General features: G+C 75.5%; 14 protein-coding genes. 5 read left to right on the top strand and 9 right to left on the bottom strand.

Going from position 1 to position 15,701, the window contains the following annotated elements; genetic code table 11:
• Positions 1-13: 13 nt before the first annotated feature.
• The 3 genes from ACWEOZ_RS31240 to ACWEOZ_RS31230 are packed head-to-tail and all read right to left on the bottom strand — an operon-like array spanning position 14 to position 4,106.
• A complete protein-coding gene (locus ACWEOZ_RS31240) occupies positions 14-637 on the bottom strand; it encodes a hypothetical protein (protein WP_451914248.1) in 624 nt (207 codons plus the stop codon).
• On the bottom strand, positions 634-2,466 hold the full coding sequence (locus ACWEOZ_RS31235) for a dynamin family protein (protein ID WP_451914247.1): 1,833 nt from the start codon (positions 2,464-2,466) through the stop codon (positions 634-636). Before ACWEOZ_RS31235 ends, ACWEOZ_RS31240 begins: the two co-directional genes overlap by 4 nt.
• A complete protein-coding gene (locus ACWEOZ_RS31230) occupies positions 2,463-4,106 on the bottom strand; it encodes a dynamin family protein (protein ID WP_451914246.1) in 1,644 nt (547 codons plus the stop codon). The genes ACWEOZ_RS31235 and ACWEOZ_RS31230 overlap by 4 nt, the downstream gene beginning before the upstream one ends.
• Positions 4,107-4,301: 195 nt before the next feature.
• Between ACWEOZ_RS31230 and ACWEOZ_RS31225 the strand changes: the two genes are divergently transcribed.
• The 3 genes from ACWEOZ_RS31225 to ACWEOZ_RS31215 are packed head-to-tail and all read left to right on the top strand — an operon-like array spanning position 4,302 to position 8,618.
• A complete protein-coding gene (locus tag ACWEOZ_RS31225) occupies positions 4,302-7,220 on the top strand; it encodes a LuxR C-terminal-related transcriptional regulator (protein ID WP_451914245.1) in 2,919 nt (972 codons plus the stop codon).
• Positions 7,217-7,762, top strand: coding sequence for a LuxR family transcriptional regulator (locus ACWEOZ_RS31220; RefSeq protein ID WP_451914244.1), 546 nt, complete (start codon positions 7,217-7,219; stop codon positions 7,760-7,762). Before ACWEOZ_RS31225 ends, ACWEOZ_RS31220 begins: the two co-directional genes overlap by 4 nt.
• A 28-nt stretch (positions 7,763-7,790) precedes the next feature.
• A complete protein-coding gene (locus tag ACWEOZ_RS31215) occupies positions 7,791-8,618 on the top strand; it encodes a M55 family metallopeptidase (RefSeq protein WP_451914243.1) in 828 nt (275 codons plus the stop codon).
• 4 nt (positions 8,619-8,622) lie between these two features.
• Here the strand turns inward: ACWEOZ_RS31215 and ACWEOZ_RS31210 are convergent, their stop codons facing one another.
• Complete coding sequence (locus ACWEOZ_RS31210) at positions 8,623-9,402, bottom strand: lysophospholipid acyltransferase family protein (protein WP_451914242.1); 780 nt, start codon at positions 9,400-9,402, stop codon at positions 8,623-8,625.
• Between the two features lie 24 nt (positions 9,403-9,426).
• Positions 9,427-10,140 (bottom strand): hypothetical protein, encoded by a 714-nt coding sequence (locus tag ACWEOZ_RS31205; protein ID WP_451914241.1) that lies wholly within the window; start codon positions 10,138-10,140, stop codon positions 9,427-9,429.
• Between the two features lie 195 nt (positions 10,141-10,335).
• On the opposite strand from ACWEOZ_RS31205, the gene ACWEOZ_RS31200 reads away from it, so the two are divergent.
• Entirely contained in the window at positions 10,336-10,929 is a 594-nt protein-coding gene (locus ACWEOZ_RS31200; RefSeq protein ID WP_451914240.1) for a permease-like cell division protein FtsX, read from the top strand.
• The gene (locus ACWEOZ_RS31195; protein ID WP_451914239.1) at positions 10,926-11,447 is read left to right on the top strand and encodes a SigE family RNA polymerase sigma factor; all 522 of its coding nucleotides are present in this window, start codon (positions 10,926-10,928) and stop codon (positions 11,445-11,447) included. The genes ACWEOZ_RS31200 and ACWEOZ_RS31195 overlap by 4 nt, the downstream gene beginning before the upstream one ends.
• Before the next feature lie 4 nt (positions 11,448-11,451).
• On the opposite strand, the gene ACWEOZ_RS31190 is transcribed toward ACWEOZ_RS31195, so the two are convergent.
• From ACWEOZ_RS31190 to ACWEOZ_RS31175, 4 genes are read right to left on the bottom strand one after another with little or no spacing between them, the layout of a single operon-like run.
• Positions 11,452-12,132, bottom strand: coding sequence for a VOC family protein (locus ACWEOZ_RS31190; RefSeq protein ID WP_451914238.1), 681 nt, complete (start codon positions 12,130-12,132; stop codon positions 11,452-11,454).
• 14 nt (positions 12,133-12,146) lie between these two features.
• Positions 12,147-14,495 carry an ATP-binding protein gene (locus ACWEOZ_RS31185; protein ID WP_451914237.1) on the bottom strand — a complete coding sequence of 783 codons (2,349 nt, stop codon included), beginning with the start codon at positions 14,493-14,495 and terminating at the stop codon, positions 12,147-12,149.
• A 32-nt stretch (positions 14,496-14,527) separates the two neighbouring features.
• Complete coding sequence (locus tag ACWEOZ_RS31180) at positions 14,528-14,950, bottom strand: MarR family winged helix-turn-helix transcriptional regulator (RefSeq protein ID WP_451914236.1); 423 nt, start codon at positions 14,948-14,950, stop codon at positions 14,528-14,530.
• Between the two features lie 9 nt (positions 14,951-14,959).
• Positions 14,960-15,685 (bottom strand): phosphotransferase, encoded by a 726-nt coding sequence (locus ACWEOZ_RS31175; protein WP_451914235.1) that lies wholly within the window; start codon positions 15,683-15,685, stop codon positions 14,960-14,962.
• Between the last annotated feature and the right edge of the window lie 16 nt (positions 15,686-15,701).

The following is a 15,701-nucleotide window of genomic DNA, read 5'->3' as shown; positions in this document are numbered from 1 at the left end:
GCCACGTCGAGTGTCAGGCCTCCGGCTGCCACCACTTGGCCAGGGTGCTGGTGGCCGGGTCGTCGGAGTCGGCCAGCGCCGCCCACGGGTCGACGCCGGGCGGCAGGTCCTCGGCGGCGTACGCGGCCAGGTCGTGCGCCGGCACCGGCTCCTGCGCCACGGCCTCGACCAGCCCGGAGTGGTACAGCCCGAGACTGCCGGTGTCGATCCACGGGAACCCGTCGACCGGTTCCGGCAGCGGGCCCACGTCGACCACCGGCGGGAACATGCTGACCTGGTCCAGGTCCGGCGCCGCGTCGGGATCCGCGCCGACGGGACCCATGCCGTGGCCGTCGGTCACGTCGACGACCCCGGCCCCGGCGTCGTCGTCGTGGCCGGTGCCCGGCTCGTGCTGGTCGTCCCAGCCGGCGTCCGTGGCGTCGTGCGGGTCGTCGAAGTCGTGCCCGGCGTCCAGGTCGTGGGCGTCGAAGCCGGCCTGGTCGGCGTCGTCGTGACCGAACAGGTCGTCGTGGAACGGGCTGTCCGGCCCGGCATCGTCGTGGACGCCCGGGTCGTGCAGGCCGGCGTCGTGGGCCTCGCCGGGCTCGTCGTGACCGTCCGCGTGCGAGAAATCCGGCCAGCCGTGCTCGTCGCTCATGTCGCCTCCTCATCGGCGGGTGCGGGGGCCAGCGAACGCGCCCGCGTGAGAACCTCGTCGACCTGCCTGATCCGGGTGCGGACCGCGGCCAGGTCCGCGGTCGCCTGGGTGCGCCGTTTCGCGCGGCCGGCGGCGTCCTCGGCCGCGGCGGCGTCGATGTCGGCGATGTGCGCGTCGAGCTCACGCAGCCGCCGCTCGACCGCGTCGTCGACGGCGACGCTGAGCGCGTACTGCAGGTCGGTGAAGCGGTAGGAGATCTCGTCGGACAGCGCCGCGCGGGCCTCGCCCAGAATCTCCCGCAGCCAGGCCCGGGCCTGCTGCCGGTCGCTCTGCACCCGCCGCCGGTACAGCACGTAGCCGCCCGCGGCCAGGCCCAGCCCGAGCCCGGCGACCGGGACGAGCAGCCCACCGGCGACCGCGGACCCGACGCCGAACAGCGACGCGCCGAAGATCGCCCCGCGGCCGGCCATGAAGGCGATCCCGCCGGCGGACAACGCGACCAGCAGGTTGTCACCGGCGCCGTCGCGGGGCGGGCTGGCCGCCAGGGCGTGCCGCAGGGTCGCGTTGAGCCGGTCCAGGACCCCGGCGAGCTCGTCGGCGTCGAAGACCTGGGCCAGGATCCGCTCCCCGACCTGCCGGAACGTGGCCTGCAGGTCGTCGGACAGCTGCACCGCCACGGCCTGCAGCTCGGTGTCGAGCTGATCGGGCAGCGCGTCCAGCGCCGCGCCGCGGGTGGTGTCGATGCGGGCGCTGAAGTCGTGCTGCACCCCGGCGATGCGGGTGCGCAGCAGGCCGACGACCTCGACACGGGCCCGCTGGGTCTCGGTGCTCAACAGCAGCGACCACTGCCGCGACTCGCTGCGTTTGCGGGCGGCCAGCGCGGAACGCTGGGCCCGTACCCGGGCCACCTGCGCCGGGTCGGCCTCGCTGGCCTGCACCCGGGCCGCCGCGGCCGCCTCCAGGCGGCCCAGCTCCCCGCGCGCGGCGCGCAGCACATTGGCCAGCTGCAGCTGATGCCCGCGCCCGGCCAGCTCCACCAGGGCGTGCTGCAGCTCGGCGATGCGTGACGCGTCGACCAGCGCGGCCTGCTCCCCGGCGGGCACCGTGCGGGCCAGCTCGGCCAGCCGCGCCGACACCGGGAACCACGGCGCGTCGGCGAAGCGGGGGGCGCGGGCCCGCAGCAACGCCCGGTTGTCGTCCGCGATGCGCCGCCACCCCGGATAGGCGTCGACCTTGGTCAGGGCGAACACGACAGCGTCGACGCGGGCGCTGGCCGCGACGAGGAAGTCCAGCTCCGGCTGCGACAGCGGCGCGGACGCGTCGGCGACGAACAGCAGGGCGGTGGCCCGCTCGACCGCGTCCAGGGCGACGGTGGTGTGCGCCGGGTCGAGCCCGCCCACCCCCGGGGTGTCGAGCAGGCTGACGTACTGCAGCAGCGGCGCCGGATGGGTGACCTCGATCCGGCGCGGGATCCGGGCGCCGCCGGGCAGGCCCCGGCCGGTGGCCCAGACGGCCAGCTGCGCCGGGTCGAGGTCGACCGGCTCGCCCGCGCCGGGCACGTAGGCGACGGCCGACAGCGGGCCGGGCGAGAAATGCAGGTAGGTCGCGGTCGCGACGGCGGCATCCACCGGCGACAGATCCGGTACGCCGAGCAGCGCGTTGAGCAGCGAACTCTTGCCGCGTTTGGTCTCACCGACGAGCACCACCGAGGGCCGGGTCAGCTGGACCCGGCGCAGCTCGGCCAGCTCGGCCCCGGCGTCGGGGTCACCGGCGCGCACCGCGGCCAACGCGTCGCGCACGGCGACGTCGAGCTCCTTGGCCAGGCTCACCGCATCCCCTCCGATCCGCGCCGGGCCGGCACGATCTCGGTCCGGTCGGCCGGCCCCGGACCGGCCTGGACCCGGGCGGTCTGCTCCGGACCGCCGTGGGCCCATTCGGTCGGCTCCGGGCCCGCCTGGGCCCGTTCGACCTGCTCGCGGACGGCCTGGGCCAGCAGGTGGAAGCCGCGGTGCGCGACCTGCGCCACCCGGGACTGCGCCGGACCGGCGCCGGCGACCGCGTACACCCGCCACCGGTTCGCCGCCTCCACCGCCGCGGCCGCCAGCTGCGGGCCGTCGGCGTGCGGCAGCCGCAGGATCCACCGGGCGTCGTCGGAGGTCGCCAGCCGGATCAGCTCCTGCTCCCACGCCACCGGCAGGTGCACCGCCCCGGAGGTGACACGCTGGGCCACCTCCAGCAGCCGCAGCCGGTGGTAGGCGGGCTCACGCAGCAGCCGCTCGATCGCGTCGCGCAGCGCCTCCCGGTCCCGGGGGTCGCTGGTGTGCCCGGCGACGCGTTCCAGCCGCGACAGCGCCCAGCCGGCCTTGATCGCGTCGGCCCGCCAGCGCAGCGTCTGCTCCAGGGTGTCGCGCAGCCGCGGGAAGCCGGACGCGCGGACCAGCCGGCGCACCAGCTCACCGGTGCCCAGCCGGGGGTCGGCGGCCAGCTCGGCCAGGGCGAAACCGATGCCGTACAGGTCGAGCAGGGCGAGCAGCCGGTCACGGCGGTGCACGTCGACCGGCGAGGGACGGCTGCGGAACAGGTCGACCGACGCCAGCAGCACCCGCAGCTCGGCGGCCGGCAACGCGGACAGCTCCTTGAGCGCGGCGCAGTCGGCCGCGGTGAGCCGGCCGGCCTCGCCGGTCTCGGCCAGCAGGCCGACCACGGGCACGACCTCGGACACCGTACGGGCCAGCAGCAGCGCCTGCTGCTCGGCGAGGGGACCGGCGACCGGCCACGGGTCCCCGGCCCCGCCGACCAGCGTGTCGACCTTGCCGAACACCCCCAGCGCGTTGATCGGGCTGCTGGCCAGCCGGGCCGACGCCGTCCGGAACGCCTCCAGCGCCTGCACGTCGTCGGCGCGGACGGCCTGGGTGAACACGTAGACGACCGCCTCGGCCGCGGCGACCTCGGAGGCGGAATCGGCGTCGATGTCGGCGTCGAACGGTGCGGCGCCGGCGCCGAGCTCCGCCTGCGCGCGGGCGCTGACCCGGGTGTCGGTGGAGGCCAGCCCGGGCGTGTCGACGACGGTCAGATCGCGCAGTTTGTCGCTGGTCAGGGAGACGTCCACATAGGCGACGCGGTCCGGGCCGACCCCGAGACGCTGCGGGATCATGCCGTCGTCGGCCAGCGGCAGGCTCGAGCGGGAGCCGTCGCGCAGCACCACATCGACGCGGTCGGCGGGCCCGTACCGGAAGCGGGTGACCACCCGGGTGCACTCACCGACCGCCGTCGGGGCCACCCGGCGGCCTATCAACGCGTTGACGAGTGTCGACTTTCCGGCTTTCAACCGCCCGGCGATAGCGACGCGTAACGGCTCCGACAGCCGGTCGCGGACCTGAACGGCCTGGCCACCGGCTTCCGGGCCGACCCGGGCGACGATTTCGTCACACAGCGTCGCCACGCGGGCGGAGAGCGGTCCGACGGTCATGACTCGTCAGCCGAGCACATGGTCAGGGAGAATGTACTGACCGCGGCCGGTGTCGAAGACACAGTCGCCACCCTTCCCGTTCGCGGGCAGGGCGGGACGCCTGCCGCACCACAGACTACGGAAGCTCGGGGCGACGCAGATCCCGTGTTCGTGCCACCCGGGCACGGACGCCGGGCAAGGCAGGGGAAACGGGGGATGCGGGTGGCACAGCAGGACCTGGCCGGGCTCGCCGCCGCGCATCTGCACCGCCCCGGCCTCGTCGTGCTCACCGGCGCACCCGGAGCCGGCCGTTCCACCCTGTTGCGGCGGGTGGCGGCCGCGGCACCTGGGCCGGTGCACGCCGGGGGAGGGCTGGCGATGCTCGCCGCCGTACCGGCGCTGGCGCTGTCTCGGGCCTTGAAGGCCCGCCTGCCCGCCCACGACGTGCCGCTGCTGGCCGAGGCGGTGCGCTCCCGGGTCCGCGGCGGCCTGCTCGTGCTCGACGACCTCCAGTACGCCGACCCGGCGACCCTGGCCGCCCTGCCGCACCTGGCCGCGCACGTCCGGGTCGTGGTCGCGCTGCGCACCCCGCACCGGCTGAGCGAGCAAAGCGTCGCGGCGCTGCGCCGGACGGCCACGGCCTGGCTGGAGGTGGCGCCGCTGAGCCGCGAGTCCGCGCTGGAGCTGGCCCGGCGCGCCGGTGGTCAGCTCGGCGACGCCGCGCTGGCCGCGGTGGTGGACCGGGCCGGCGGCAACCCCCTGGCGATCACGGCACTGGCCCGGCAGGCGGGGGCGGGCCGCGGCACCCCGGAGACCGACATCGACCAGGTCGCGTACGCGATCGCCACCGCCCTGGCCGACCTGCCCCGCACGGCCCGCACCGCCCTGGCCGCACTGGGCCTGCTCGGCCGGCCGGCCCCGGCGGCGCTGCTCGGCCCCGGCGCCGACGAGCTGCGCGCCGCCGGGCTGGTCACCGTGGACGTGGCCGGGCTCGTGCCGGTGTCGGCGTACTTCGCGGAGACCGCGGCGGGGCTGCTCGACGCGGCGGCCCGGACGGATCTGCACCGCGCGCTGGCCGAGCTGACCCCGGACGCGGAGGCGGCGCGGCACCTGGCTGCGGCCGGTGACCATCAGGGGGCGTACCGGCGGGCTCTGACCGCGGCCGACCGGCTGGCCGGCGGGGACCGGGCCGATCTGTTGCAGTTCGCGTGTGAGCTGCCCGGGGTGACTGTTGACCCGCGGGTGCGGATCGCGGCCGCGGACGCGTTGCTGGCCGCGGGCCGGCCGCATCCGGCGGCGCGGGTGCTGACCAGCACCGGCCCGCTCGGGGTGGAGGCGGACGTGCTGCGCGGGGAGGCGCTGCTGCAGGCCGGGGACCCGGTGGGGGCGCGGGCGGCGGTGCGCCCGGTGCCCGACGCGGCCCCGGGCACGGTCGTGGCCGCCCGGGACCGGATCCTGGTGCTGGCCGAGCTGGCCACCGACCCGGCGGGCGCGCTGGACATGGCGGGCAAGGTCGCCGCCCGGTACCCGGCCCCGCCGCCCGGGGTGGCGGCGGCGCTGGCAGCGGTCGGTGCGGCGCATCGCCGGCCGGGATGGGACACGGCCTTGGCGGCGGCGGTCGCCCAGAGCTCTGATCCGCTGACTGGGCGGTGGAGTGCGTGGCTGCTGGTGGAGCATCTGGCGGCGGACGGGCGGCTGGGTGAGGCGGCGGCCGCGGCCCGGGACGCGGCGGCGGGGTGTGCGGCGGATCTGGCCTACAGCTGGCAGACCCGGTTCCTGGCGGTGGCGGACTGGGCTGATGTTCTGCAGGGCACGCTTCTGGTCGCGTCGGCTGCCGTGAGTGCTGCGCCTGACGTTTCCGGGGTGTCGTCCGGGGCGGGCAGTGGTCCTGCCGGTGCCTTGGGCCGCGATGGCGTCGTGGGGGCTGCGGCCACGCCGGAGCTCGGCGTGCCGGGTGGGGGCGCCGGGTCCGGGCCTGTCCCGGCACCGGCCGATGGCCTGCCGGGCGTTGTTTATGGCCGGGCCGCCGGTTCCGGCGATGGCCCACCGGGTGTTGTCCCGGGCCGAGCTGCCGGTTCCGGCTCTTTCCCGGCGCCGGGCGGGCGTCCGCCGGGCGGCGCGGGTGCTGTTTCTGCCGGATCTGATGCCTCTCACGCGGCGCGTGCCGGAGATCCGTCCGGGCCGGGCGCCGTCTCTGGCGGCCGGGGTGAGGTCGGGTCGTCGTCGGATGCGCGGTTCGCGGCCGACCGGGCGTTGCGGCGCGCCGCTGATCTCACCGACCGGGCGCTGCCCGCCGACGCGCGCGGCTATGCCCTCGCGGCGACCGCGTTGATCGAGGCGGACACCGGTCTGCTCGCCGCCGCCCGGGCCCGGCTCGCCGCTCCGGACGGGCATCCGGCCACCGCGTGGGTGGCGCGGGAGGCGGCCTGGCTCGACGGGCAGCCCGACCGGGCCGCCCAGCCTCCGGACGCCGCCGTCGCGGGGCTGCTGACCGGGCTGCGGCACATCACCGCCCGGTGGGCCGCCTACGACTCCGGCGCCACGGCCCGGGCTGCTTTCGCGTCCGCGTTCGACCTCGACGCGCCGGCCCCGGCGATCCCCGCGGGGCTGCCGGCCGCCGCGCGGCGCACGCTGACCGCGTGGGCGACCGGCACCGGGTTCGCCGCCGCCGCGCAGAGCTGGGCCGGGATCGCGTTGCGGGAGCAGATCCGCTGCCTGCTCGCGGCGGGCCTGCACGACACCGATCCGGAACGGGCCGTGGCCGCGCTGCTGGAGGCCGAGCAGCTGGCCGACACGGCCGGGCTGGTGGTGCTGGCCGGCCGGGCCCGCCGCGGGCTGCGCCGGCACCATGTGCACCGCGACACCCGCAGCCCGCGTTCGGGTTCGCAGCTGACCCGGCGCGAGACCGACGTGTTGCGCCTGGTCGCGGCGGGTGAGCCGACCCGGCGGATCGCGGGGCAGCTGGGTATTTCGGCGGAAACGGTGGACACCCACATCCGAGCGGGTATGCGCAAGCTGGGCGCCCGGACCAGGACGGAGGCGGCCGCACTGGCGTTGACCCAGATCGAGACGGCCGGACCACCGGACCGTGACCGTCGCTCCGCCGTACTGCCCGACCGTGAGGATGGCCGGTGACCCGACAACCCGACGCTCCCCGCCACGTCGTCGCCTCCGGCAACGACGCCGAGTCCGTGGTCCGGCGCCTGGCCCGCGAGGGCTGGATCCCCCGCGAGGGTTTCGCGTTGCCGGACCCGGCGTGGGACGTCACCGGCGCCCGGCTGGTGCTGCACGGCCGGGTCGCCGACCGGGAGAACCTGCAGCTGGCGGTCCTGGCGGCGGCGCGCGGAGCGGGCATCGTGGCGGTCTGCGACGCGGACACCCCGGTGGGCCGGGCGTTGATCGACGACCTGAGCCGGCTCGGCGCGGTCCACTTAGGCCCGGGCGGGCAGCCGGTGCCGGCGGACGCCGGTGACACGGTCGCGGAGCTGGTGCCGGAGCAGCGGGCCCTGCTGGACCGGCTGGCGGCGGGCGACACGATCGCGGCGGCCGCGGCGGCGGAGTTCCTCTCGCTGCGGACGGCCAACCGGCGCATCGCGGAGGCGCGGGCCTTGTTCGGGGTGCGCACGACCCGTGAAGCCGTGCTGGCGTACCTGCGCCAGCGCCGCACCCCCAGCTGATCGCGGGCGCCGCGTAGGGTGCCAGGCGATGAAGATACTGATATCGGCCGACATGGAAGGCGTCTCCGGGATCGTGCATCCCAGCGAGGCCAACCCCGGCGGCTACGACTACGAACGGTCCCGGGCGCTGATGACCGCCGAGGTCAACGCGGCCGTCGCCGGGGTCCTGGAGGCCGTGCCCGGCGCTGAGGTGCTGGTCGCGGACGCGCACGGCCCGTTCCGCAACCTGCTGCCGGAGGAGCTCGACCGGCGCGCCCGCCTCGTCCGGGGCAAGCCCCGCCCGCTGGGCATGCTGGCCGGGCTCGACGACGACACCGACGCGGTGCTGTTCGTCGGCTACCACGCCCGGTCCGGTGCCGGGCCGGCCGTGCTGGCCCACACGATCAGCGACGCCGTGCTGGATGTGCGCCTCGACGGCCGCTCGCTGGGTGAGATCGGCCTGAACGCGGCCCTGGCCGGTTTCCACGGCGCCCCGGTGGTGCTGATCAGCGGGGACGACGTGGCCTGCGCCGAGCTGCTCGAGCTGGTGCCGGGCGCGGCGACGGTGGCGGTCAAGCAGGCGCTGGGGCAGGCAGCGGCGATCGCCCTGCACCCGGACGAGGCCCGGGAACGGCTGCACCGGGCGGCGGCGAAGGCGATCCGCCGGCACGACCAGGTCCCGCTGGTGATCATGCCGGGCCCGCTGAAGGTCGAGGTGGACCTGTACGGGCCTTACACGGTGGACCTGGCGACGTTGATCCCCGGGGTGAGCCGGGCTCCGGGCGGTCGGACGGTCACGTTCCCGGCCGAGGATGTGGCGCAGGCCTACCGGCTGGTGCAACTGCTGACGCAGCTGGCCCAGATCAAACCGAACTGACCGGTCAGTGGGGGCGGATGCCGGCGACGCGGTTGCGGCGTACGCGGCTCAGGTCCGGTGGGCGGGTCCGGTCGATGTGCCGGGGTGTCTCCAGCTCGTCCGCCCGCAGTGGCGCCAGCGTCTGCGCGATCCCCTCCACGATCCGGTCGGTGGCTCGCATCGCCTGGGCGCCCGCCGTGCCGGTCAGCCCGGACAGGTCGATGGGGTCGCCGAAGCGGACGTGCACCACCGGCCGCCGCCGGATCGTCCGTAGCAGGGAGCCGGCCAGGCCTTTCGGGGCCGCGTACGGCAGGACCCGGTGGGCGTCCCACTGCGCGACCGGGATGACCGGCGCCCCGGACAGTGCCGCCATCCTGGCCACGCCGGTCTTGCCGCGTTCGGGCCACATCCACGGGTCCAGCCCGATGCGGCCCTCCGGGTAGACCAGCACCACCGACCCGGCCCGCAGCGCCTCGGCGGCGGCGGGCAACGCCTGCGCGACCTGGGCGCTGTGCCGGTCGACGCGCAGGTGCCCGCACGCGCGCATGATCGAGCCCGCGACCGGGGCTGTGAACAGCCCGGCGGTGGCCATGAACCGTGGTGCGATCCCGGCGCGGCTGCACGCCGCCATCAGCATCAGCGGGTCGATCGGGCTGACGTGGTTGGCCGCGAGGATCAGCGGGCCGTGCCGCAGCCCGGCCGGCACCTCACCGGAGACGCGCAGCCGGCACAGCAGCGGCACGACCATCCGCGAGGTGCGCAGCAACGCCCGCCACAACCACGGTGCCCGCCAGGTAGCTTCCATCAAGGCGACATGATCGCATGCCGGTCAGCCCGCGTCGCGCAGCTCCGCCAGGCGGGCCTCGATCTCGGCGAGTTCGGCGCGCAGCCGTTCGGCCTGCTGCTCGACCTCGGCGCGTTCGGCGGACACGATGTGCTCGACCGCTTCCTGCACGCCGGGCACGTCGACCAGCTGCACGATCTTCATCGCCTCCGACGGCTTCACCACGTACGGCTTGGCCAGGGCTTTCGAGCCCTGGTTGGCGGCGATGGTCCATTCGCCGTCGGTGTAGGCGAGGGTGACCGTCAGGCTCGGCGGCGGCTTGGGCTTGGCCGTCTTGGCCGCTGCCTTGCGCGGGGCGGGAGCCGACGCGGCCGGCGCGGGAGCCGCATCCGCAGCCGGGGCCGGGGTGGCCGCGGGCGGGGGAGCCGGCGCCGGGATGGGCTTGTCGATCACGAACTCGGGGGCCGGTTTGGCCGGCTGCGGCGGCACGGGGGCCGCCTTCTTCACCGGGCCCTTGGGGGCCACCTGCAGGTCACCGGGGGAGAACGGCAGCTCGTCGCGCCCGAAGCGCACGACCACCCACTCGTCGGACTCGGCCGGGTCGGTCAGGGCCACGACCTGCCCCACCTGCCCGGCGATCTGCCCCGCGGACTCGGTGAACATCACCCGCGGCCGCCGCCCCGCGGCGAGCCCGTCGCGGATCACCTGCAGCTCGTCCGTGCTGAGCCCTCGCACACCGGTGCGTGCCGCCGTCGCCATGGTCGTCCTTTCGTCGGTCAACGTGGATTCGAACGCGTGTTTCAATGCCGTAGTTGTACCAGGCCCCACCGACAAAGCACGCAGGCGCGCCCGGCTCGCCGGACACGAAGGGCCGCGGCGGGGATCATGTGACCGATCCGCCCGCCCAGGCAGTCCTTCAGAGCAGTAGCCACCACACAGCCGGGAGCGCGCACTGTGCAGCAGAACCTGCGAGGCCTGTTCGAACGAGCCCTCGACGACGAACCCCTGCCGCCGCCGGGTGACCCGGTCGAGCAGGCGATGAGCCAGGGCCGGCGGATCCGCCGGCGCCGGGGCCTGCTCATCGGGGGTACGGCCACCGCCGTGGTCACCGGCACCCTGATCGCCGTGAACATGGCCCTGGCCCCGGCAGCCGGGCCGCCCTCGTTCGTGTCGCCGGCGGCGATGCTGATGCCACCGGCGAGCGCCGGCTGCACGTGGCCGGTGCAGGACAACGCCGCCGCCGTCGCGGTCTTCCTGCGCGACGACATCACCATCAGGCAGGTCAACACCCTCGCGGAGGCGCTCGGGAAGGACCCGGCCGTACGCGACTCGCAGTTCGAGAGCCGCCAGCAGGCGTACGAGAAGTTCAAGAAGCTGTGGGCCGACAGCCCGGACTTCGTGGCCGCGGTCTCACCGGCCAGCCTCCCGCAGTCCTTCCGCGTGGAGCTGGCCCAGCCGTCGGGGTACCGGGACTTCGCCGCAAGGTTCCGCAGCCGTGCCGGCGTCCAGGACCTGGTCGGCCAGTCCTGCCCGGGAACGCCGAAGTGAGCCGTGGGTGGCGCCGGGACCGCGCGGCCCGAGACGAGGAGTTCGCCACGTTCGTCGCCGCCGCCACGCCACGGCTGCGGCGCACCGCGTACCTGATGTGCCGCGACTGGCATCTGGCGCAGGACCTGACCCAGCTGACCCTGGCCAAGATGTACGCCGCCTGGCCCCGGATCTGGCGCACCGCCGACCTGCCGGCCTACAGCCGCCGGGTGCTGATGAACGCCGTCTTCGACCTGCGCAAACGCCGCAGCGGCACCGAGCTCGTGCTGGCCGACCTGCCCGACCGGCCCGGTCACCCGGCCGAGCCCGCCACTGACCTGCACGTCACGCTGATGCAGGCGCTGGCCACCCTGCCGGTACGCGACCAGGCCATCGTGGTGCTGCGGCACTGGGAGGACCACAGCGTCGACACCGTCGCCGAGATCCTCGACGTGTCGTCCTCGGTGGTCAAGATGCAGAGCATGCGGGCCCTGGGCCGGCTGCGGGAACTGCTCGGTGAGGACTTCGCCCGGCAGTAGCCGCTCACAGCGGCCGGTCGGTGACGCAGTACGCCCGGCCGGCCGGATCCCGCAACGTCGTCCACCGACCGTACACCGCCACCACCTCGGCACCCAGCTCCTGATGCCACGCCACCTCCGCCGGCCGGTCCGTGCAGGCCAGGTCCACGTGCATGCCGGCCACGCTCCCGCCGACGCGCTGCAGCAGCAACCGCAGCGGCATCCCGTCCGGGCGTACCAGGAAATCGAACTCCGGCAGCGACCCCGCCCGCCGCGGCCAGCCCGTCAGGGCGGCCCAGAAATCCGCCTCGGCGTCGAAGCCGGCCACCGGCACGTCCAGGCACATCTGATCCACCAGGCTGCGCCCACCGGCCGGCCGCACCGCCTCACCGCCCCACGCCACCAGGCAGAACAGCAACCCGGCCGGGGAACGCAGCACCACCAGGTCCCCGTCGTCGAACACGACCGCCGCGCCCAGCGCGACCGCCCGGGCGGCCTGCGCCGCCACGTCCTCGACGTGCAGATCCAGGTGCGCCCGGGCCGGGCCGTCCCCGACGACCTGCACCCGCAGGTACGCGTCCCCGCCGGCCGGCACCAGCGTCGCGAACGCCCCGCCCGGCCCCCGCCGCGCCGACAACCGCGACCCGGTCACCGCCTGCCAGAACGGCTCGGCCACCCGTGAGGGCGTGTCCAGGAACCCCGTCACCCACCGCACCCGCATCACGCCTCCCGTTCCGGCCGGCCCGGCCGCCGCTGCACCGCCGGTCCCCGATGCACCGGCGCGTCCCCGCTCAACTGCTCACCGCGGGCGAGGTCGGCGTCCGCCTCCTGCTCGCGGCCCAGGGCCCGCAGCACCGCCGCCCGGTGCAGCAGCACCTGACCCAGCCGCACCCGCAGCCCGAGGCGCTCATACTCCGCCATCGCCGCGCCGTACTCCCGCAACGCCACCGTGTGCTGCCCGCGCATGTCGGCGACGTCACCCAGTGCCGTGTGCGCGCCGCCGACGCCGTGCCCGCTGCGCAACCGCTCGAAGATCGCCAGCATCGCCCGGAAGTCGCGCTCGGCGTGGTCGTACGCCCCGTGCCGCACATACAGCCAGCCCCGCTCCTGCAGGCAGTAGCCGCGCAGCATCTCGTCACCGATGCGCTCGGCGACCCCCGTCGCCTCCGCCACCAGCTCCCGGGCCCGGTCGGGCTGCCCGGCGAGCTCCGAGGCCAGGCCCAGACCCAGCAGCGCCCAGCCGCGTTCCGGCGACTCCCGCCCGGGCAGCAGCTCCACGGCCCGGCTCAGCACCGGCACACTGAGCTCCGGACGCAGGAACGTGTTGTACAGGGTGCCCAGCGACAGCCGTACCTCGATCTCGTCGGCGACCGCGCCCAGCCCGATCAGCAACTCCAGCGCCTTCAGCAGCGCCGCCTGGGCCTCGGCGAAACGGTCCTGCGCCCGCCACGCGTCCCCGACCCGCCACAGCGCCAGCGCGATCTCCCGCACGTCGGTGCCGAGCCGCTCGGCGGCCTCCAGCGCCTGCTGCGCCGCCGGCAGCTCGAGCCGGACCAGACCCGCCATCCCGTACGAGTGCGACACCCACCGCAGCGCCCGGATCCGGAACGGCTCGTCACCCAGGGCCCGGGCCACCGGCACCGCCGCCGACCACAGCCGCAGCCGGTAGGAGTGCTCGGCCTCACCGGTCACCAGCGGATGCACCGCCTCGATCAACGCCCGGGCCGGGGCGGCCAGCCCCGCCCCGACGGCCGCGTGCAGCGCCGCCAGCACGTTCTCCCGCTCGGCGGCCAGCCAGTCCCCGGCCCGGGCCCGCGTGATCAGCCACCGCAGGTGCCGGCGCAGGCAATCCACGCCCTCCGCGCCGTCGTCGGCGAGCTCACGCGCGCACAGCCGCACCAGGTCGTGCATCCGGTAACGGTCCGGCGCCGGCGACTCCACCAGGAACGCGTCCACGAGCCGTTCCAGCGCCTCGGCCACCACGTGCTCGTCCAGCGCGCACCGGGCCGCCGCCGCGCTCAGCCCCACCGACGTACCCGGATAGCCACCGACCCGCCTGAACACCAGCCGCTCACCCGGGCCCAGCTCGTCGTAGACCGCCCGCAGCGTCGAGCGCACCGCCCGGTCCGCCAGCCGCATCTCGTCCAGGCGCCGGCCCTCGTCGGCGAGCCGGTCCGCCAGAGCCGACGCCGACCACTGCGCGCGCATCCGCAGCCGGCCACCGACAATCCGCAACGCCAGCGGCAACCCGCCGCACGCCTCCACCAGCCGCCGCGCACCCTCCGGATCCGCCGACACCCGCCCCGGACCGGCCGCGGTCGCCAGCAGCTCCAGCGCAGCCCCCGGCGTCAACGCCCCGATCGTCAGCACCGAAGCGCCCAGCAGATCCGACAGCAGCCGCCGGCTCGTCATGATCGCCACGCTGTGCGCCCCGCCGGGCAGCAGATACCGCACCTGGGCGGCGTCGCGGGCGTCGTCGAGCAGCACCAGCACCCGCCGGTCGGCGACCACCGACCGGAACCGCGCCGCCAGCTCCACCACCTCACCGCGCAGCTCGTCGTCCGGACGCCCCAGCGCCCGCAGGAACCGCACCAGCACCGCCTCCGGCGGCACCGGATCAGCCGACGCACCCCGCAACGCCGCGTACAGCTGACCGTCGGGGTAACTGTCGCGGGCATCATGAGCGGCCCGTAACGCCAGCGCCGACTTGCCCGTGCCCGGCGCTGCCGCGATCACCACCAGCTGCGAGCCGCCCTCGACCGCCGCCCGTACCGCCGCGAGCTCCTCATCCCGCCCGACCAGCGCCGGAGCCGCCGGCAACTCACCCGGAGGGTGGGGGAGCACCGCCACCGCCCGGTCCGGCTGCGGCTCGGCCAGCCGCTGCTGCCACCACCCCAGCGCGACCCCCACCACCGCCACCAGACCCACCAAAGGCCAGGCCAACCACGTGTACGGCCGCAGCGCCCCCGGTAGCACCCCACCCGTGGCCACGTTCACGGCCACCGCCAGCAACACGGAGAACAGCCCCGACGTCACGACCAGCAACGGCACGACCCGATGCCGCATCATGCCCGGAAACATACATGCCCGTCACTTTTGCGTCAGAGCGCGGCACGCACCTTGCCCAGCGTGCCCGCGAACCGGGCCAGCGCCGCCGGCGACAGCACCCCGCCCAGCAGCTCCGCCAGCGCCCGCTCGAACACCACATCGGCCGCCGCCAGCGCCGCCGCCCCCGACGGCGTCAACGCGATCAACGACGAACGCCGGTCCTGCGGATTCGGCCGGCGCACACAATGACCGGCCGCCTCGACCCGGTCCACCACCTTGCTCGCCGCACCCACGGTGATCTGCAACTGCGCCGACACGTCCAGCACCCGGCACCCCGGCGTCGCCGCCACCACCCGCATCGGCATGAACTGCCCCAGCGGCAACCCGCACTCCCGGCTCAGCCGCACGTCCACGGCGTTCCACACCGCGATCTCCAAACCCACCAGATCGTCGAAGAACCGCCGGAGATCCGTCACGGCCCCACCCTAACGCCGCCCCGGAACCACCCCACCCAGCTCGGCGGCGTGCCCCGCCGTCCACGCGTACGCGGCCCGCACCTGCTCGACCACCCCGGCTTCCCGCAACCGCAGCATCGCCGGCACCCCCGCCGCGGCCCCCGACCCGATCCCACGCCAGCAGCGGTCCTGCCACCACAACACCGTCTCCACCAGCAACGGCAGATCACCCCAGCCGTACGCGTCCGCGACAACCCGTACCCGCCGCGCCGCCTCCCCGGCCTCCACCGCCGGACCCAGCGGCACGAACTGCCAGCACACATGGGCCACGTCCTGCACCCGCGCACCCGGCCCGGCGATGTCCCAGTCGATGAACGCCACCGGCCGCCCACCACGGAACACCGCGTTCTTCGGCGACAGATCGTGATGACAGACGACCTCCTGACCACCGGCCAGCGCCGAACCCGCAGTCAGATCGTGGAACTCGCGCACCAGCACCGCCACCGCCGCCAGCGCCGCGTCGCCGACCGGGGGAGCGCCGTCACCCCACGGCACGTCACCGGCCACAAAACTCAGCACCTGCCGCCCACGATCATCGACACCGAGGAACCGCGGCGCCCCCGCCCAGCCCCGCTCGGCCAAGAACTCCAGCAGAGCCCGTACGAAACCGGCATCCGCCGGGGGAGCCTTCCGCACCGTCGCACCCACCCGGACAGCCCCACCGACGAACCCACCCGGCAACGACACCTCCGTCATGACCCCATCCTCGGCC

This window comes from Actinoplanes sp. NPDC004185 (assembly GCF_053603475.1).
Note: the sequence above shows the minus strand (reverse complement) of the source record. Positions and strands in the feature narration are given on the sequence as shown.

Excerpts from the sequence above, each read along its gene's own strand:
- ACWEOZ_RS31240 (WP_451914248.1), bottom strand. The coding sequence starts at position 637 with ATGAGCGACGAGCACGGCTGGCCGGATTTCTCGCACGCGGACGGTCAC.
- ACWEOZ_RS31230 (WP_451914246.1), bottom strand. The coding sequence starts at position 4,106 with ATGACCGTCGGACCGCTCTCCGCCCGCGTGGCGACGCTGTGTGACGAA.
- ACWEOZ_RS31225 (WP_451914245.1), top strand. The coding sequence starts at position 4,302 with ATGCGGGTGGCACAGCAGGACCTGGCCGGGCTCGCCGCCGCGCATCTG.
- ACWEOZ_RS31215 (WP_451914243.1), top strand. The coding sequence starts at position 7,791 with ATGAAGATACTGATATCGGCCGACATGGAAGGCGTCTCCGGGATCGTG.
- ACWEOZ_RS31210 (WP_451914242.1), bottom strand. The coding sequence starts at position 9,402 with ATGGAAGCTACCTGGCGGGCACCGTGGTTGTGGCGGGCGTTGCTGCGC.
- ACWEOZ_RS31205 (WP_451914241.1), bottom strand. The coding sequence starts at position 10,140 with ATGGCGACGGCGGCACGCACCGGTGTGCGAGGGCTCAGCACGGACGAG.
- ACWEOZ_RS31185 (WP_451914237.1), bottom strand. The coding sequence starts at position 14,495 with ATGATGCGGCATCGGGTCGTGCCGTTGCTGGTCGTGACGTCGGGGCTG.
- ACWEOZ_RS31175 (WP_451914235.1), bottom strand. The coding sequence starts at position 15,685 with ATGACGGAGGTGTCGTTGCCGGGTGGGTTCGTCGGTGGGGCTGTCCGG.